This window comes from Natronomonas halophila (assembly GCF_013391085.1).
In the GTDB taxonomy this organism is placed as follows: Archaea; Halobacteriota; Halobacteria; order Halobacteriales; family Haloarculaceae; genus Natronomonas; species Natronomonas halophila.
In genome coordinates, this window is record NZ_CP058334.1 from 1,919,419 (window position 1) to 1,937,710 (window position 18,292).

At 66.8% G+C, this 18,292-nt stretch carries 18 protein-coding genes; 8 read left to right on the forward strand and 10 right to left on the reverse strand.

What is annotated here, in order from left to right:
* The first annotated feature begins 11 nt into the window (after positions 1-11).
* The 3 genes from HWV23_RS10360 to HWV23_RS10370 are packed head-to-tail and all read left to right on the forward strand — an operon-like array spanning position 12 to position 2,623.
* A complete protein-coding gene (locus tag HWV23_RS10360; protein WP_178290331.1) occupies positions 12-1,730 on the forward strand; it encodes a b(o/a)3-type cytochrome-c oxidase subunit 1 in 1,719 nt (572 codons plus the stop codon).
* Complete coding sequence (locus HWV23_RS10365; RefSeq protein WP_178290332.1) at positions 1,727-1,948, forward strand: CbaC protein; 222 nt, start codon at positions 1,727-1,729, stop codon at positions 1,946-1,948. The genes HWV23_RS10360 and HWV23_RS10365 overlap by 4 nt, the downstream gene beginning before the upstream one ends.
* A gap of 3 nt (positions 1,949-1,951) precedes the next feature.
* Positions 1,952-2,623: a DUF7546 family protein gene (locus HWV23_RS10370; RefSeq protein ID WP_178290333.1), complete on the forward strand. Its 672-nt coding sequence runs from the start codon at positions 1,952-1,954 to the stop codon at positions 2,621-2,623.
* A 102-nt stretch (positions 2,624-2,725) separates the two neighbouring features.
* On the opposite strand, the gene HWV23_RS10375 is transcribed toward HWV23_RS10370, so the two are convergent.
* The gene (locus HWV23_RS10375) at positions 2,726-2,995 is read right to left on the reverse strand and encodes a hypothetical protein (RefSeq protein ID WP_178290334.1); all 270 of its coding nucleotides are present in this window, start codon (positions 2,993-2,995) and stop codon (positions 2,726-2,728) included.
* A gap of 133 nt (positions 2,996-3,128) precedes the next feature.
* Here HWV23_RS10375 and rtcA point away from each other — a divergent pair, with 133 nt between their 5' ends.
* A complete protein-coding gene (rtcA, locus tag HWV23_RS10380; protein ID WP_178290335.1) occupies positions 3,129-4,127 on the forward strand; it encodes an RNA 3'-terminal phosphate cyclase in 999 nt (332 codons plus the stop codon).
* Between the two features lie 346 nt (positions 4,128-4,473).
* Positions 4,474-6,732, forward strand: coding sequence for an NADP-dependent malic enzyme (locus tag HWV23_RS10385; protein WP_178290336.1), 2,259 nt, complete (start codon positions 4,474-4,476; stop codon positions 6,730-6,732).
* A 14-nt stretch (positions 6,733-6,746) separates the two neighbouring features.
* Here HWV23_RS10385 and HWV23_RS10390 read toward each other — a convergent pair whose 3' ends face one another.
* The gene (locus tag HWV23_RS10390) at positions 6,747-6,896 is read right to left on the reverse strand and encodes a hypothetical protein (protein ID WP_178290337.1); all 150 of its coding nucleotides are present in this window, start codon (positions 6,894-6,896) and stop codon (positions 6,747-6,749) included.
* Positions 6,897-6,979: 83 nt separating this feature from the next.
* On the opposite strand from HWV23_RS10390, the gene HWV23_RS10395 reads away from it, so the two are divergent.
* Together HWV23_RS10395 and yjjX are read left to right on the forward strand one after the other, a co-directional pair.
* Complete coding sequence (locus tag HWV23_RS10395) at positions 6,980-7,516, forward strand: diadenylate cyclase (RefSeq protein ID WP_178290338.1); 537 nt, start codon at positions 6,980-6,982, stop codon at positions 7,514-7,516.
* A gap of 62 nt (positions 7,517-7,578) precedes the next feature.
* The gene (gene yjjX, locus HWV23_RS10400; protein WP_178290339.1) at positions 7,579-8,106 is read left to right on the forward strand and encodes an inosine/xanthosine triphosphatase; all 528 of its coding nucleotides are present in this window, start codon (positions 7,579-7,581) and stop codon (positions 8,104-8,106) included.
* Between the two features lie 13 nt (positions 8,107-8,119).
* Here the strand turns inward: yjjX and HWV23_RS10405 are convergent, their stop codons facing one another.
* The 8 genes from HWV23_RS10405 to HWV23_RS10440 form a co-directional block, all read right to left on the reverse strand.
* The gene (locus HWV23_RS10405; protein ID WP_425487426.1) at positions 8,120-9,265 is read right to left on the reverse strand and encodes a branched-chain amino acid ABC transporter permease; all 1,146 of its coding nucleotides are present in this window, start codon (positions 9,263-9,265) and stop codon (positions 8,120-8,122) included.
* Positions 9,266-9,446: 181 nt separating this feature from the next.
* Positions 9,447-10,439 carry a branched-chain amino acid ABC transporter permease gene (locus HWV23_RS10410; RefSeq protein ID WP_178290340.1) on the reverse strand — a complete coding sequence of 331 codons (993 nt, stop codon included), beginning with the start codon at positions 10,437-10,439 and terminating at the stop codon, positions 9,447-9,449.
* Positions 10,436-11,134 (reverse strand): ABC transporter ATP-binding protein, encoded by a 699-nt coding sequence (locus HWV23_RS10415; protein ID WP_178290341.1) that lies wholly within the window; start codon positions 11,132-11,134, stop codon positions 10,436-10,438. Before HWV23_RS10415 ends, HWV23_RS10410 begins: the two co-directional genes overlap by 4 nt.
* Positions 11,131-11,913, reverse strand: a complete 783-nt coding sequence (locus HWV23_RS10420) for an ABC transporter ATP-binding protein (protein WP_178290342.1) — start codon at positions 11,911-11,913, stop codon at positions 11,131-11,133. Before HWV23_RS10420 ends, HWV23_RS10415 begins: the two co-directional genes overlap by 4 nt.
* 3 nt (positions 11,914-11,916) lie before the next feature.
* On the reverse strand, positions 11,917-13,278 hold the full coding sequence (locus HWV23_RS10425) for an ABC transporter substrate-binding protein (protein WP_178290343.1): 1,362 nt from the start codon (positions 13,276-13,278) through the stop codon (positions 11,917-11,919).
* Positions 13,279-13,358: 80 nt separating this feature from the next.
* Positions 13,359-14,312 (reverse strand): alpha/beta hydrolase, encoded by a 954-nt coding sequence (locus HWV23_RS10430; RefSeq protein WP_178290344.1) that lies wholly within the window; start codon positions 14,310-14,312, stop codon positions 13,359-13,361.
* Positions 14,313-14,479: 167 nt separating this feature from the next.
* Positions 14,480-15,190: a helix-turn-helix domain-containing protein gene (locus HWV23_RS10435; RefSeq protein WP_178290345.1), complete on the reverse strand. Its 711-nt coding sequence runs from the start codon at positions 15,188-15,190 to the stop codon at positions 14,480-14,482.
* A gap of 44 nt (positions 15,191-15,234) precedes the next feature.
* Positions 15,235-16,800 (reverse strand): class I adenylate-forming enzyme family protein, encoded by a 1,566-nt coding sequence (locus HWV23_RS10440; RefSeq protein WP_178290346.1) that lies wholly within the window; start codon positions 16,798-16,800, stop codon positions 15,235-15,237.
* 313 nt (positions 16,801-17,113) lie between these two features.
* Here HWV23_RS10440 and HWV23_RS10445 point away from each other — a divergent pair, with 313 nt between their 5' ends.
* Positions 17,114-17,989, forward strand: coding sequence for an SDR family NAD(P)-dependent oxidoreductase (locus HWV23_RS10445; protein ID WP_178290347.1), 876 nt, complete (start codon positions 17,114-17,116; stop codon positions 17,987-17,989).
* The last annotated feature ends 303 nt before the right edge of the window (positions 17,990-18,292 follow it).

Genomic DNA, 18,292 nt, shown 5'->3' on the forward strand with positions numbered 1-18,292 from the left:
GAGGGTGAATCATGAGCGACGAACTCAGCGGCTCTGAACTGTACCTCGACCGGTTCCCCGACGAAGCACAGGTCGTCCGAGCGGCGCTGTGGAGTTCCTTCGTCGCGCTGGGTATCGGTGGCCTCGGCGGCATCATTCAGGCGCTCCACCGGACGAACTACCTCCGAATCATCGATTCGGCGGATTACTACACCGTCCTTACGCTGCACGGCGTGTTGCTCGCCCTCTCCTTTACCACGTTCTTCCTCGTCGGCCTGTTCACGTGGGCGGTAACCCGGAGTCTCGACCGGCCGATGGTCGACATCCGGTTCACGTGGACGTGGTATCTCGTGATGGTCGCGGGGACGGTGATGGCGGCGATTCCGATTCTCGCCGGCTTCGTCGATTCGATACCGCTCAGCGCCGACGTGCTCTTTACGTTCTACGCGCCGCTGCAGGCCCATCCGCTCTTCTATGCGGGCCTTGCGGTGTTCATCATCGGGTCGTGGCTCGCCGGCCTCGACTTCTTCCGGACGTGGTGGGCCTGGCGGGACGAAAACGAGGGCGAGCGCATCCCGCTGCAGACGTTCATGGTGCTGACGACGATGCTGATGTGGTATATCGCGACGCTGGGCGTCGCCATCTCCGTCGTCGTCTTCCTGCTGCCGTGGTCGCTGGGTGTCTTCGAGCAGGTCAACGCGCTGTTGACGCGGACGCTGTTCTGGTACTTCGGCCACCCGGTCGTCTACTTCTGGCTGATGCCGGTCTACCTGCTGTGGTACACCGTCCTGCCGAAACTCGCCGGCGGCCGACTGTTCAGCGACCCGCTCGCACGCGTCGTGTTCGTCCTCTTCCTCCTGTTGTCGACGCCGACGGGCATCCACCACCAGTATCTGGACCCCGGCATCGCGGAGGGATTCAAGTTCATCGCGATGACGAACACGATGTTCCTGCTGTTGCCGAGCCTGCTGACGGCCTTCACCGTCGTCGCGAGCATCGAACACGGCGCCCGCCAGCGCGGCGGCGAGGGCTATCTCTCGTGGCTCGGCGACCTCCCGTGGCGTGACCCGGCCTTCACGGGTATGGCGCTTGCCGGCCTCATGTTCGCCGCCGCCGGCTTCTCCGGGATGGTCAACGCCGGGATGAACGTCAACTACCTCGTCCACAACACGCTGTGGGTGCCCGGCCACTTCCACCTCACCGTCGGGACGGCCGTCGCGCTGACGTTCATGGCGGCGACCTACTGGCTGCTGCCGCAGTTGACCCGGCGGGCGGTCTACAGCCGCCGTATCGGGCTGTTTCAGGTCCTGCTGTGGTTCGTCGGCATGACGCTGATGTCGAACGCGATGCACCGCGGCGGCCTCATCGGCATCCCGCGGCGGACCGCCGAACCGCAGTACTCCGGCTTCGCCTTCGATGCCGGCTTCAGCACCGTCGGCGAACTCCGCTTCCAGATTGCCCTCGGCGGGACGCTGCTGTTCGTCTCGCTCGTGTTGTTCCTCGCGAACGTCATCGTCTCGCTGCTGGAGTCGCCGATGGAGGGCACGTTCGACGACACGCTGCCGCCGGCGCTGTCCGGCCCGGAGGACGCCCCCGAGGTGCTCGATAACCTCGCGTTGTGGACCGGCATCGCGCTGCTGTTGGTCGTCCTCGCGTACGTCCTGCCCCTCGGCGCCATCATCTCTGAGGGCGGCCTGTTCGGCCCCGGAACGGGCACCTATCCGGCGTGGATACTGGAGGTGATTTCGTGACCAGCCGTATCTCTCGCGGGGGCCTGCTCGTCATCCTCGCCTTCCTCGTGCCGGTCATCGTCGAGTTGCGGACCCTCGCCGGGTTCCTCGGTATCCGGCTGTCGACGACCCAGTTCCTCGTCGCCGCGGTAGCGCTGGTCGTCGCCGTCCTCGGCTTCGTCGCGGTGTGGAACATGCGGGCCGACGAGAACGGCACGAACGCCTCCGGGGGTGTCTGACCCGTGGCGGCGTCCGGCCTCGCGCGCCCGTCGTCGGTGACGGTACCGGTCGCGAGACGGACCGCCGTCCGCGCCGTCGGCACGCTGCTTGCCGTCGAGTTGCTTGCGGTGGCGCTGTACCTTCGGGTCACCAACACGGGCGTCCTCGCGCCGCGATACACCCTGTATCCCTTCGTATGGATTAACGTGGGCGTCTGGGTACTGCTCCGTCGGCCGGCAGTCGCGGCCGCTCGCCGCCGTCGCCTTCTGGCGGGCGCCGTCGCAGTCGCCTACTTCCTCCTGTTGGCGGTCGCCGGCGGCCTCCTCGGAGGGGGCGGCATGTCGATGCCGGCCCGCATCGCGTGGCTGTCGCCCGGCTGGGGGCCGGCGCTGCTGTACACCGGCGACTGGGTCAGCCTGACGGTCATCCCCTTCGAGGTCGTCGGCTACGCCGTCCTCGCGACGCTGGTGTATACGGTCGTCCTCGCGGGCGCCCGCAGCGCGCTGGCTGGCCTGCTCGGCGTCGCCACCTGTGTCGGCTGTCTGTGGCCGTTCGGGGCGGCCCTGCTGGCGGTTCTCGGCGGCGTCGGCTCGCCGCTCGCGACCGCCGTGCCCGGCGTCGCCTACGACCTCTCGACGGCGCTGTTCCTCCTCACCGTCGGCATGCTCTACTGGGCGGCCGGACGGGCCGCATAGCGGCCGCCTTCAGCGGCTTTACTGGTCCGAAAACGAACTCCGATTCTGCTTATAAATACTGATCGAAGGCTATCGAACCTACTTAAAAACTCGTCGACGATGTTATCGCGGTCGGTTCGGCGCGACGCGGCGGCTAACCATCGAGGCGGCGGCGAGGGTCAGCACGACGAGGCCACCGAACACGAGCGTACTCACGGCTAACCCGGAGGCCGACCCCGGTATCACTTCGGCGAGGGCCGGGCCGAGCGTCACCACTCCGACGGCGACGAGCGCGAGAGCGACGCCGGTCAGGGCTATCGCGACGGCCGGCATCACGCGTTCCGGGCGCACTGGCGGGTTCTCGGCGAGTCGTCGGTCGAATGGCTGGCTCATATCCGACTGTAGGACACGAACGGCCGTAAAAAGGGCCGCCGTGTCCTACTGGCTGGGAATCGGGCCGTGGGGTCAGCAGGACGGGCAGTCGGCCGTCGGAAGTTTTGTTGCCGTCCGCGTCGCCCGTTTTCGTATGCACGAAATCGACGGCGCGGCGGGCGGCGGCCAGATCGTCCGGACCGCGGTGACGCTGTCGGCACTCTCGGGCGAGGCCGTCCGCATCGAGAACATCCGTGGCGACCGGCCGAACGGGGGGCTTCGCCCCCAGCATCTCGCGGCCGTCGAGGCTGCCGCCGCACTGTGTGACGCGGACGTCGAGGGCGACGAACGGGAATCCGAAACCCTCGAGTTCGACCCCGGCGACGTCGCGGCGGACGACGTGACGGTCGAGGTCGGCACCGCCGGCAGCGTCACGCTGGTGGCCGATACCGTCCTCCCGCTGGCGACGGCGCTCGACGAGGCGGCGACGGTGACGATAACCGGCGGCACCGACGTCCAGTGGTCGCCGCCGCTGGATTTCCTGCGCTATGTGAAACTCCCCCTCCTACTCGGTGTGGGCTTCGACGTCGACGTCTCGGTCGAATCCCGCGGCTTCTACCCGGTCGGCGGCGGCGAAATCGAGGTGACGCTCCGGCCCTCGGCACCGGAGGCACTGGCGTTCGACGAACGCGGCGCCCTCCGTCGTGTCGAGGTGTATTCGGTGGCGACCGAGGAACTCGAAGACCCGGCCGTTGCGGGCCGGCAGGCCGCGGCCGCCGCGGAGGCGCTGCCGGACGTGGCGACGCCGACCGACGTCTCCTACGTCGAGGCCGATTCGACGGGGTCGGCGCTCGTGCTGGCGGCCGTCTACGAGGGCGGCCGTGCGGGCTTCACCGCACTGGGGGAGGCCGGCAAGCCCTCCGAGGAAGTCGCCAGCGAGGCCGTCGACGAATTTCAGGACTTTCACGACGGGGCAGGCGCGGTCGACCGCCGTCTCGCCGACCAGTTGATGGTCCCGCTGGCGCTTGCCGGCGGCGAGGTGCTGGCGCCCGAACGCACCGACCACGTCGAGACGAACCGGGGGGTTATCGAGACGTTCGGCTACGAAATTGCCGTCGAGGAGCGCGACGAGGCGGTCCTGCTCTCCGGCTAACTGGCGGTTCGGTGTCTGCTGCCGTCGGCACGGCGGTCAGTCGGCCGTTCGATGCGTCGTGTTTCCCGACCGTTCTTAGGGGGCATGGAGGACCAAGCAAAACGGATTCCTGTGTTGGTGTGTAACACACTATCGCAGGCAGCACCGGTCTGGTGTTCTGGCTGCACCGAACGGCACCCCACCGTCGAGTTGGCGGAGTCTAGGCACCCTCGCTGACTCGGGTCGATGGAAGTCCCCACCTTCTCCCCCCCTTCGTGCCTTTTCGGTGTCTCCAAGCATCGAATCGGATCGGTAATCTTCCCCACTCAATAGTTGCGTGTTTGTATCGGGGCGTTCAAGACCCGTTATGGGACTGGACGAGGACGCACTCGACTACCACCGCGCGGACCCGCCCGGAAAACTCGAAATTTCGACGACCAAACCGACCAACACCCAGCGTGACCTCTCGCTGGCGTACTCGCCCGGCGTCGCCGCCCCCTGTCGCGCCATCGACGAGGACCCCGCCGAGGCCTACACCTACACGACGAAGGGGAACATGGTCGGCGTCGTCTCCAACGGGACGGCCGTGCTCGGATTGGGCGATATCGGCGCCCAGGCCTCCAAGCCCGTCATGGAGGGGAAAGGCGTCCTCTTCAAGCGCTTCGCCGACATCGACGTCTTCGACATCGAGTTGGACGAGAACGATCCCGCGGAGTTCGCGGACTCTGTCGCCCGGATGGAACCGACCTTCGGGGGCATCAACCTGGAGGACATCAAGGCGCCCGAATGCATCGAAATCGAGGAGTACCTCCGCGAGGAGATGGACATCCCCGTCTTCCACGACGACCAGCACGGGACGGCCATCATTTCGGGTGCCGCGCTCCTGAACGCCTGCGAAATCGCGGGCAAGGACCTCGAAGAAATCGAGGTCACCTTCGCTGGTGCGGGCGCGGCCGCCACCGCCACCGCACGCTTCTACGACTCGCTCGGCGTCAAAAAGGAGAACATCACGATGTGCGACATCGACGGCATCATCACCGAGGACCGCGCCGCCGAGAACGACCCTCACGAGTACGCGGCGCCGTTCGCGGCCGACGTGCCCGAGGGAAGTCTCGCCGACGCGATGGAGGACGCGGACGTCTTCGTCGGCCTCTCTGTCGGCGGTATCGTCGATGAGGACATGGTGCGGTCGATGGCCGACGAGCCCATCATCCTCGCGATGGCCAACCCCGAACCGGAAATCGGGTACGAGCAGGCGAAGGCGGCCCGCGACGACACGGTTATCATGGCGACGGGCCGCTCGGACTACCCGAATCAGGTCAACAACGTCCTCGGGTTCCCCTTCATCTTCCGTGGGGCGCTGGACGTCCGCGCGACCGAAATCAACGAGGCGATGAAAGTCGCCGCGGCCGAGGCGCTGGCGGACCTCGCCAAGCGTGACGTGCCCGACGCCGTCGTGAAGGCCTACGGCGACCAACCGCTGCAGTTCGGCCCCGAATACATCATCCCGAAGCCGCTGGACCCCCGCGTCCTCTTCGACCTGTCGGGCGCAGTCGCCGAGGCGGCGATGGAGACCGGCGTCGCCCGCGAGGAACTGGACCTCGAAGAATACCGCGAGGAACTGGAGGCCCGCCTCGGCAAGTCCCGCGAGATGATGCGGGTCGTCCTCAACAAGGCCCAGAGCGACCCCAAACGGCTCGTGTTGGCGGAGGGCGACGACCCCAAGATGATTCGGGCGGCCTACCAGCTCGTCGAACAGGAGATTGCCCGCCCCGTACTCATCGGCGACAAGCGCGCCATCTGGGAGCAGGCCGCGGACCTCGGGCTGGATTTCGACCCCGAAATCGTCGACCCGACGAGCGACGAACTCGACCCCTACGCCGACCGCCTCCACGAGTTGCGCAAGCGCAACGGCGTCACCCGCCGGGAGGCACAGGGACTGGTCCACGACGGCAACTACCTCGCCAGCGTGATGGTCGAGATGGGCGACGCCGACGCGATGCTGACGGGGCTAACCAACCACTACCCGACCGCCCTGCGGCCGCCGCTGCAGGTGGTCGGGACCGCCGACGATTCAGATTACGCGGCCGGCGTCTACATGCTCACGTTCAAGAACCGCGTCGTCTTCGTCGCCGACGCCACCGTCAATCAGGCGCCCGACGCCGACGTCCTCGAAGAGGTGGCGACCCACACGGCGGACCTCGCCCGACAGTTCAACGTCGACCCCCGGGTCGCGCTGCTGTCGTATTCGGATTTCGGCACGGTCGACAACGAGGGCACGCGCAAGCCCCGGGAGGCCGCCCGTCGCCTCCGTGAAAACGCCGATATCGACTTCCCGGTCGACGGCGAGATGCAGGCCGACACCGCCGTCGTCGAGGAGATGCTGACCGGCGACTACGACTTCTCGGACCTGGACGACCCCGCGAACGTGCTTGTCTTCCCGAACCTCGAAGCCAGCAACATCGCCTATAAACTCCTCCAGCGGCTCGGCGGCGCCGAAGCAATCGGCCCGATGTTGGTCGGGATGGACAAACCGGTCCACGTCCTCCAGCGTGGCGACGAGGTGAAGGATATCGTGAATCTGGCGAGCGTTGCGGTTGTGGACGCGCAGACGGACGAGGAATAGACTGTCGTCCGTTTTCAGGTCACTAACTCAAAGAGGCTATCGCCGAAGAAGATGAGCGCGAGGCCCGCGATGACGAGGAGAATCACCCACAGAATCGTCAGGATACCGACGCGTCGGAACACCTGCTGGTCGTTCGCATCGCGGGGCTCCGACTCCGTGGTCATAGGTAGCTCTTCTCACCCCTCCTAATTAACACTTCGTGCCCCGGCGGGCGAACCACTATACGATATGGCTACACAGTACCGCCATGAGCGGACCGCTGGCTATCGACTATCGTACCCATCACCGGGTCGACCGGATGCAGGCGGTCATCCGGTACTGTCTGGAGGGAATCGCGATGGAGTTCGGCCGCTGGGAGGACACCGCGGGTGCGCCGGGGGCGTATCTCGCCCTCGTTTCGAGCGGGTCGGTCGCGGATTTCGCGGATCCGATGGGGGACAACCACTGGCCGGAGACGGGCCGGGAACCCCTAGAGGAGTTCGACGCCTTCTACGAGTCCCTCCGGACGGTCGCCCAGACCTGCGACGGCGCGGCCGTCGTCGGCGTCGACGGCGTCATCAACGAGCAGTTGGTCCGGTTTCGGAGCCCCGCGGGCGTGCAGGCCGACTACGAACCGTGGATGGGTGCCCGCCACATGAGCGCCCTCGACGTCTCGACCCGTGAGGACGTCGTCGTAACGTTGACGCTCAGCGAGGAGACCGGCCGGGTGACGGTGTTCCAGAACGGCACCTTCGAGAGCGTGCCGCCGGAACGGTTCGGCGAACGCTGGCGTGGCACACAGTAGACGCCCGCCGCCGGCCACACGCCTTCGGAACGTCCTTACTGGGGCCGTGGCTACCGCCGACCATGTACGTCGGCGTCGGCAGCGGCAACCCGGTCAAGCGACGAGCGGTCGAATCGGTCCTCGAAGCGACTGACGCGTTCGACAGCGACGCGACCGTCGAGGCGGTCCCGGTCGACTCCGGCGTGAGCGAACAGCCGGTCGGCCACGCCGAGACGGTTCGAGGCGCCGAGACGCGCGCCGCGAACGTCCTCGAATCGGGCGAGTACGACCTCGGGGTCGGCATCGAGGGCGGCGTCGCCCGCGTCGAGGGCGCGTCGGGCCTCTTCTTGGTCATGTGGGCCGCCGTCGACGACGGCGAGACGTCGGGCCTCGGGTCGGGGCCGAGCCTCCGGTTGCCCGACGCTATCGCCGCCCGCGTCGAGTCGGGCGAGGAACTCGGGCCGGTGATGGACGACGTGTTGGGCGAATCCGACGTCGCGAAACGGCAGGGTGCGGCGGGCGCGCTGACCGGCGGCAGCCTCGACCGCCAATCGGCGCTCGCGGCGGCCGTCTCGGGGGCGCTCGGGCCGTTCGCGACCGACCACTACTGAAAAAGGAGAGTCGTTATCGGCGATAGCGGTCGAGGCGCTCGGGGAGTTTCTCGGCGACGGTGCCGCCGAGTCGGTCCCGGAGCGCGCCTAGAATCCCGCGGGGCACGAAGAGGACGAAGGCGATGAAGATGAGGCCGAGGTAGAGTTCGGCGCGGCCGTCGACGAAGACGTTGATGAACTGCAGGACGGTGAGGTCACCGGCGCCCGCCGTCAGGACGCTTTCGGGCAGCGCGTCCCGGAGGAAGCGGGCCAATCCGTGGGATTCCGTCGAGAGGATGCCGCGGACGAACTCGTGGAAGAGATGGCCGTAGAGCGCGCCGGCGAGCGTGCCGAACCCGCCGATGATGGCCGCCAGCAGGGCGTCGGCGGTCACGAACAGGTCGAAGGTGTTCTCGGGGGCGACCGACCGCCGGTAGCCGGTAAAGAGCGCGCCGGCGATGCCGGCGAAGAAGCCGCTGATACCGAAGGCGCCCAGTTTGTACCAGAACGTGTTGTAGCCGACCGCCTTCGCACGCTCCTCGTTTTCGCGGATGGCGACCATCACCCGGCCGAACGGCGAGTGGATGATTCGCTGCATCGCGAAGTAGGACAGCAGGACGACGGCGCCGACGGCGTAGTAGGACACCTCGACGGTGCCGAGGTCGAGGCCGGTCCCGAGGACGTTGTCGAAGCTATCGCCGGTCAACCGCCCCAGTCGGAACTGCAGGGCGTCGATACCGGGGATTCCGATGGCGAACCCCTCTCGGCCGACGACGCCGACGCCGTCACGCGGGTTGGAGCCGACGTAATCCCAGTTGCGGATGAAGACGTGGGACACTTCCGCGAAGCCCAGCGTCACCATCGCGAAGTAGACGCCGGTCAACCGGAAGGAGACCGCGCCCACGGCGACCGCGATGAGGAAGGCCACCAGCGCGCCGCCGATCAGCATGAGCATGAACGGCGCATCCGGGGCCAGTCCCGGTATCTTCCCCGTGCCGGCCAGCGCGACGAAGTAGGCACCGATGCCGTAGAACATCGCGTGGCCGAAGGAGAGATAGCCGGTGTAGCCGCTGACGAAGTCGAAACTCATCGCGAAGAGGCCGACGTAGAGCACGACGACCATCGTCCGGGTTCGGGGCAGGAAGACGTCGAGGAGCGCCCCAATCTGGACGCCGCCCACGGTGAGGGTGATGCCGGTCAGGCCGGCGTAGATGAACGGGTAGACGACCAGCGCGGCGACGACGGCGACGTGTGCCGTGTGACTCCCGAGATAACTGCGGAGCGTGTCACCGGTCGACTCGCCGTCGTCGGACTCGGGACTGGCTGCCTCGGGTTTCTCGTCGGGGTCGGGGGCAGCGTCGCTAATGGCCGCCCACCTCCGCGATGCCGAAGAGGCCCTTCGGGCGGGCGATAAGCACGACCACCAACACGAGGAACAACACCAGTTCCGGCAGCCCCGGGAAGTCGATGTAGTTGATGAACAGCCACGTCATCAGGGCGTCGACGAGGCCGACCAGCAGGCCGGCGACGACGGTTCCCTTAAAGGAGCCGAGGCCGCCGATGATGACGACGATAAAGGCGATAAGCAGCGTCTCGACGCCGAGCGGGACGCTCGCGCCGAACCGCGGGTCCCACATGAGCAGGACGCCCGCGACGCCCGCAAGGCCGGCGCCGACGCCAAAGACGACGGTGAAGGCCCGCCGGACGTCGATGCCGAGCGCCTGTGTCATCTCGGGGTCCTCGCTGCCGGCCCGGATGTAGAGGCCGTACCGCGTCCGGGTGAGAAACAGGAAGATGGCGGTGACGACCAGCAGGCCGACCAGCATCTCGAAGAAGAGCAGGCCACGGGCGCTCGCACCGAGGATATCGTATCGGTTCGCGAGGAAGTCGGGCGCGGTCCCGATGGCGGCCTGCCATTCGGTCTGGGGTCGGAGGCCGCCCAACTCGACGACGATGCGTGCGGCTTCGTCGAGGACCAACACGAGGCCGAAGGTAAGCAGAATCTGGAACAGCGGTTCGCGGTCGTAAATCGGCCGGATGAGCGTCACCTCGATGGCAGCGCCGAAGCCGGTCAGTATCGCGAAGACGGCGGCGACGGCGACGAAGAACAGCAACAGGCGCGCGATTTGGCCGGTCCCCGCCGAGACGAGGCCGACCATCACGGCGCCGCCGAGATACGCGCCGAGCATCGTCAGCGACCCGTGGGCGAAGTTGAGCACGCCCATCAGCCCGAAGATGAGGCTGAGGCCGCTGGCGATGACGATGTAGAGGGCGGCCTTCGAGAGCGCGTCGAGCGTGATGCCGATGGGTGCGAAAAGCGGGAGGCCGTCCGCGAGAAGCGACAGACCGGTCATGCGCTGAGATACCTCCGTATCTTCTCGTCGTCCCGCGAGACGTCCTCGGTCGAGCCGGATTCGACGACCCGCCCGTGGTCGAGCAGGTAGAACCGGTCGGCGAGGTCCATCGCCAGCGGGAAGTTCTGTTCGACCAGCAGCACGGTCGCGTCCTCGGCGACCCGCGAGAGCGCGTCGGCGACCTGCTGGACGATTTTCGGCGCCAGTCCCTCGCTCGGTTCGTCGACGAGCAGGAGGTCGTTGTTGCCGACCAGTCCGCGGGCGATGGCGACCATCTGCTGTTGGCCGCCCGAGAGGTCGCCGGCCTCCCGGCCGCGGTGGTCCTCGATTTCGGGGAACGCGCCGTAGGCAGTTTCGAAGGCCGCCTCGACGCTTTCGCCGGGTGGCGTCGCGATACGGATGTTCTCGTCGACGGTCAGGTGCGAGAACATCCGGCGTTCCTCGGGCACCCAGCCGACGCCCTTCCGGGCGACGTCGTGGGTTTGCAACCCCGTCACGTCCTCGCCGCGGAGGGTGATGGTCCCCTTGCGGGGCGGCGTCAACTGCAGAATCGACCGGAGCGTCGTCGTCTTGCCGACGCCGTTGCGGCCGATGAGGGCGACGCATTCGCCGTCCTCGACCTCCAGGGAGACGCCCTGCAGGATGTGGCTCTCGCCGTAATAACTGTGGATGTCGTCGACGTCCAGCAGGCTCATGCGTGTTCACCTCCGGTGGGTCGGCCGGCCTCGTAGCCGCCGAGATAGGCCTCCTGGACGCGGTCGCTGTTGCGAATCGCCATCGGGTCGTCGTCGGCGATGAGCGAGCCCTGATGGAGGACGGCGATGCGGTCGCTGACCTCCATCACGACGTCCATGTTGTGTTCGACCAGCAGGACCGCGTGGTCGGCGGCGATATCGTCGACGAGGTCGGTGAGGTCGTCGATACCGTCGCTGGAGACGCCCGCGGTCGGTTCGTCAAGCAGGATGACGTCGGGGTCGCCGGCCAGCGCGATACCGACCTCGAGGTTCCGTTTCTCGCCGTGGCTGAGCGCCTCGGCGGGCCGGTCGGCTTTCTCGCCGAGGTCGACCCGGTCGAGGATGTCGCGGGCCTCCCGCTCGTATTCCGGGAAGGCCTCGACGTTGCGCCACGCGCGCCAGGAGTCCGCGCCGCCTGCGGCCTGTGCGGCGATGCGGACGTTCTCCAGCACCGTCGACGTCTCGAAGACGTTCGTTATCTGGTAGGACCGGTGGATGCCCGACAGCGCCGTCTCGTAGGGTGCATGGTCCGTGATATCTGTCCAGTCGTCGCCGTCGTGGTACTCGACGGTGCCCTCTGTCGGTTCGAGGACGCCCGTCAGCAGGTTGAAAAACGTCGTTTTCCCGGCGCCGTTCGGCCCGATGAGGGAACAGCACTCCTCGCCGAGGTCGAAATCGACGCCGTCGACGGCGACGAGGCCCCCGAACCGTTTCGTGAGGTTCCTCGTTCGCAGGACCATCGCTTACAGCGAACACCCCATGTCGGGGTGGTCTTCCGGCAGCGTCGTCTCGTCGGCGGGGATGCGGGCCAGCGGTTCGCCCGGCATGATGGGTGCGTCCCAGTTGTCCTCGGTGTTCGGAACCGGGTAGGCGACGGTCATCTCCGAGCGCGCCTGGTTGTTGTATTCCTGGAAGGTGTAGGCGTCGGCACCTTTCGGCGTGTCGGCGACGGTCATCCCCGTGAGCGCGTCGGCGATGTCCGCACCGTCCGTTGACCCGCTCTCGTCGACCGCCTGCACGATGGCGGATGCGGCGGTGAAGGTGCCCGAGGTAAAGAGGTCGGGAACGATGCCGTACGTCGAGGTGTACGCGTCGACGAAGGCGTCGTTGATGTCGTTGTCGTACTGGTTCCAGTGGTAGCGAGTCGTGAACGGCCCGAGTTTGGCGTCGCGAATCTTCTCCTCGGTCAGCGGTTCGCCGAGGACGCGCTGGGCGACGCCGCCGATGGCGTTGGTCGAGATCTGAGTTGCGAAACCGCCGAACATCCGAAGGCCGTAGCCGCCGGAGAGCCCCTCGTCGAGGAAGTTCGGCAGCGTCACGACGGTGAAGCCGCCGATGACCGCGTCGGCGCCCGCGTCGACGGCGTTCTGATAGAGGCCCGCGAACTCGTCGTGGCCGCGGGGGACGAACCGCTCGTCGACGATTTCGATGCCCTCGGATTCGAGGACGTTCCGGTAGTTGCGGGCGACCGCACGGCCGAAGGAGTAGTCCGCGGCCATGATGAACACTTTCTCGACGTCGGTCTCCTGTGCGACGTATTTCCCGCCGGAGAGGGCGTCCATCGCCGTGTTCTCGCTGGCGCGGAAGACGAGTTCGTTACACAGTTCGCTATCGCTGGAGAGGTCCGCCGCCGCGGCGGGTCCGGCCATGTAGGGGACGTTCGCCTCCAGGACGACGGACTCGATGACGCGCCGTGCGCCGTCGGAAGAGCCGATGCCGAACAGCATGTCGACCTCCTCGTCCTGGACGAGGTCGGTCGCGACCGTCTGGGCCTGGTCGGGGCTGAACTGCGAGTCCTCGATGACCAACTCGTAGGTCACGTCCTCGCCTTCGACCGTTTGGGTCCCGGTGGTCGAGGTGTCGATGGGGTCGCTGTCGTGTTTGTGGGCCAATCCGGAGAGAAAACCCCACAGCGACTGCTGGCCGTAATACTGTACGTCGCCGGAAAGCGGCTGCATGACCCCGATTTTGACGGTCCCGCTGGCGCTGCCGTTGCCGTTGCCGTTACCGTTGCCGTCCCCCGTACACCCGGCTAACGCCGAGGCGCCGAGCGTTCCCGCGGCCGTCGTTTTCAGCCACTGCCGCCGCGTCTGTTTCTTTGCCATGTTAGAATTATTCACACATGATGTAGCAAAAGGGGGGAGGTTAACATATCAACTACAGCCGAATCCGGCCGCCTCGCGGCTCACTCCCCGCCGGGCGGGTCCGGCAGGCGGCTGGCGGCGTAGTCGATAGCTTCGCGTCCGTCGTCGATGTGTTCGTAGAGGCTCAAAAACCCGTGAATCTGGCCCTCGTAGTTGCGATGTTCGACCGGGATGCCCGCTTCATCGAGCCGCTCGGCGTAGGCGGTTCCCTCGTCGACCAGCGGGTCGAAGCCGGCCGTGATAACCGTCGCTGGCGGCAGCCCCGAGAGGTCACGCGAACGCAAGGGGAACGCGTAGTCGTTGCCGATGTCGGCCGCCCCCGTGAGGTACTGGTCGAGATACCACTCGACGCTGTCCATCTCGAGAAAGTAGCCGGTCCCGTAGTCGTCGTAGGAGTCGAACCAGTGGACCGATGGCGGGTTGACCGAGGGGTAGATGAGCAGTTGGTGGGCGATATCGGGCCCGCTGCGGTCCCGTGCGGCGAGGGTGACGGCGGCGGTGAGGTTGCCGCCCGCGCTGTCGCCGCCGACGGCGACGCGGTCGGGGTCGCCCTGCAGGGCGGCGGCGTGGTCGGCCGCCCACGCGGTCGCGGCATAACAGTCCTCCAGCCCCGCGGGGAAGGGATGTTCCGGCGCCCGGCGGTAGCCCACCGAGACGACGACACAATCGGCCTCGTTCGTCAGCAGACGACAGGGGCCGTCGTAGGCGTCCAGCGATCCGCGGACCCACCCGCCGCCGTGCAGGAAGACCAACACGGGGAACGGCCCCTCGCCGTCGGGCGAGTAGATGCGGAGCGGTATCGGGCCGTTCGGCCCTTGAATCTCGAGGTTCGTGACTTCGCCGACGGGGTCGGGCGTCTGGGACGCAAAGAGGTCGTCGAGCAACTGCCGGCCGGTCGCAACCGACAGCGTCGAGGAGGGTGGTGAGACACCGGCTTCGAGTTCCTCCAGCAGCGCCCGCGCCTGTTCGTCGAGGTCAGGGTGGCGGTCGGTCATCGACTGCCTCCGTAGGCGAGGAGCCGGCAGCCCCGCGAGGACGGTACATGGCCGAACCTATCTGTGTTTCGTGGTAGCATGACACGACATATGTGATACCGGCATCAAAAACGAGGGGTTGGCATATGAACGGTGGGCGGTCGTCGTGGCTGTTCGGTGGGCCCCGGCTATGGCATCTCGTCGACGTGTTCGAGTGCCTCGACCAGTCCCCGGAGGACCTTCTTCTCGCCGCGGCGCATGTTCTTGGAGACGGCGGTCGTCGAGACGTCGAACTCGTCGGCCAGCGTCGAGAGGGTGGCGTCCCGGGGCGTCTCGAAGTAGCCGGCGTCGGCCGCACGCCGGACGGTCTTCTCTTCGACCTTCGAGAGCGAGCGGGCGGCATCCAGCAGGGCGGTCGCCGCGTCGGCGTTGTGCATCACGTCGAACAACTGGTCGAGTTCGAGGTCGCGGCGTTGTTCGACCTGAAAGTCGTTGTTCTTGTCGAGGGCGTACAGCGTCTCGTCGGCGGTACCGCCGTCGTCGAAGCCGACCTGCCATAGCTCCTCGCCGTCGCGGATATGGAACGGCCCGGTGATGTAGCCGCCCTTCTCGTGGATCGTCTCCATGGCGTCGGTCTGCTCGATAACCGTCCGGATAACGGCGGTATCACCTTTCCGAGTGAACAGCCGGTAGTCGGACATGTTCTCGTGGGCGCGCAGCGCCGACAGGCCGTTGTCGAGTGCCCCCCTGTCTGCCCCCTCGACGAAGAGTCTGGTCTCCAGTTCCTCGGCGGCCGCATCGAGTTGCCAGTGCATCGTCGAGAACGTCACCTCGTGGTCAACGGTCGTGTCGATGAATGGGCAGTCGTACTGCTCCATCTCCATGGTGACGTCTAACATGGTCTTGTCCTTTCGAGGCCACGTATATAACGGTTCTCCACGATTCACCCACCTCCAGTCGGTCCGAACCGTTCTTTGACAGCCACACGGTCGATTTTTCCGGTTCCGGAGTCGGGCAGGCTGTCGACCACCGTCAGCGCGACGGGGACGGCGAAGTCGGCGACCCGCGGTTCGAGGAACGATTCGAGGTCGGCAAGCGTCAGCGAGTCGTCGGCGACGACGACGGCTTTCGGCACCGCGCCGAGGCGGTCGTGGGGGATGCCGAAGACGACCGCCGCCTCGACGTCAGGGTGTTCGACGATGGCGCTTTCGACGCGCTGGGGGTAGACGTTCTCGCCCGCCGTGACGAACATGTCGTCGATGCGGCCCTCGATGTGGACGTAGCCGTCCGAATCGACGCGAGCGAGGTCGCCGGTCGAGACCCAGCCGTTGAAGGTCCGCTCGTCGGCGTCGCCCCAGTAGCCGGCCGCGGCGGCGGGCCCCGCGAGTTCGAGTTCGCCCACCTCGTCGCGGGCGACGGGGTCGCCCGCTTCGCCGACCAGCCGGAAATCGACGCACATCGCGGGTACGCCGACGCTGCCGACCTTTTCTGGCGGGGCATCCTCGGGCATCGCGAAGTTGTTCGGTCCGAATTCGGTGAGGCCGTACCCCTGCGAGAAGTCGACGCCCCGCTCGCGCCACGCCTCGATGACGGGCTCGCGAGATGGGCCGCCGCCGCTCTTGACGAACCGCAACGACGAGAGGTCCGTCGCCGCCCACACATCGTGGCGGGCCATCTCGGCGAGTGCGGTCGGCGTCCCGACCAGTACCGTCGCCGCCTCGCGTTCGATATCCGCCAGCACGCGCTCGGGATGGGCCTCCCGCCGGAGCAGCACTCGCGCGCCCATGCCGAAGAAGGGCAGCGTCAGGATGTTCCAGCCGCCGGTGTGGAACATCGGGAAAACCAGCGGCGTCACGTCGTCGGGACGAATCCCCCACGAGGTAATCGTCGAGAAGGCGTTCCAGTAGATGCTGCCGTGGGTGAGGACCGTCTCCTTCGGCGTTCCCGTCGACCCGCCGGTATGCAAGAGGAGGTGCGGGTCCGACAGCGCCGTCTCGACGGCGTCGAACGTCGGGTCGTACCGGTCGATGCCAAGCGGGTCGTAGCGGTGGTCGTCGTCGGTCGGCAGCGACCGGACGGTGGGGTCAGCGTCGCTCAGGTCGAGAGCGTCGATGAGTTCGGCTTCGAAGGGCGTTTCGACGACGACGACCGACGGCTCGATGTCGGCGACGACGGCCGCGAGGTCGCGCTCGGCGAGGCGGTGTGACAGCGGCGCGAGCAACCCCCCCGTCTTGGCCGTGGCGAAAAAGAGGTCGACCAGTTCGACCCGGTTCCGCGAGAGGACGGCCACCCGGTCGCCCGACCCGACACCCAGCCCCCGGAGCGCGCGTGCGGTGCGGTTCGCCCGCTCGTCGAGGTCAGCGTAGGTGTAGGCCGCGTTGTCGGCGGGTTCCTCGACGGCGACGCGGTTCGGCGTGAGTCGCGCCCGTCGCTGGCTCCACGCGCCGACCCACTCGTAGGGCCGGTCGTCGTGGGTATGCGGGGACGCGTCCGGCTGGCCTCCGAGCATCACGTTTCGGCTCGGATATCGAGCCTCGGTTGGACGGACCGTCCCCCGAGGCGTTGGCGCGGGGCGGCCAGCCGTCGACTGTACAGAACTCGTGTCATACCCTACCACAGCTACTCACCCACTATCAAACCGGAGATTCACATATCAACCCCGTCGTTACCGTAGAGGTACGCCATACCGCGTTTTAGGTGAACGTCGATTTCGGGGACAGGCGTTCAGTCCTCGGGTTCCGACGGTTTCGGCCCCGCCGACGCGGGCCGACGTTAGAATATGAACCTCGGTTTCCATATCGGTCGCTAGCCGATACTGTGGTATGAGTTCGCAACCGGGCTCGGATAGCGACTCCCTGTCGCCGCCGCCCATCACGAAAGAGCGGGTTCTCACGCTCGATGACCCGCGATTTTCGACGGAGAACGTCGCCGTCGTCACCGGCGCGGCCTCGGGTATCGGCCGGGCGACGGCCATCGCGCTGGCGGTCAATGGCCTGACCGTTGTCGGCCTCGATATCGACGAGAGCGGCCTCGACGAAACCATCGAGACGGTCGACTCGCTTGACGCCGAGGGCCGGCTGGTCGCCGCGCCCGCCGACCTGACCGACGACGAGGAAACCGAGGCGGCCATCGAGGCCGCTGCCGAGGAGGGGTCGATTCGATATCTCGCCAACATCGCCGGAATGCAGCATATCGCGTCCATCCCCGACTTCCCGATGGACACCTACGACCGGTTGACCGACGTGATGCTCCGGGCACCGTTCCTGCTGTCGAAACTCGTGATGCCGCATATCCGGGCGACCGACGACGGCGTCGGCGCCATCGGCAACATGTCGTCGATTCACGGCCGCTATGCCACCCGCGACAAGGCGACCTACATCACCGCGAAACACGGTCTCAACGGCCTGACGCGGTCGATTGCTGCCGAGGGCGAAGGCACGCTCCGCGGCTATTCGGTCAGCGTCGGCTACGTGTTGACGCCGTTGATGGCCAACCAGATCGAAGACACCACCGAGGAGCGGGGAATCAGCGAGGACGAAGTCATCGAGGACGTGATGCTCGGGCAGGCACGTACGAAGGAGTTGATGTTGCCGGTCGAGGTTGCGAACCTCTTCGTGCTCGGCTTCTCGTCGCACGCGAAACACCTCAACGGCGGCGACCTGCTGTTCGACGGCGGCTACACGCTCACCTACGAGTGAAACCTGTCGCCCGCTGAAAACGAGCCGGTGACTACAACGACGTGCTGACGCCGACCACCGTCTCCTCGCTTTCGGTCCCGGGGACGCTCAGCCACTCCTCGCCGTCGACGGCGCTGGCCTGCAGCGGCCCGAGCGTGTAGCGGCCGGTCGCCGCCTTCAGGACCGACCGGCGTGTCTCCGTCCGCGTGGTTCGTTCGTCTCTCTCCGTACCGGTATATAGCCCTCTGTGGCCATCACCCCGGTACGTTCAGGTGGGGACGCGGACGGAGGGATACAGCCGGCGACGTACCGTGTGATACCCCT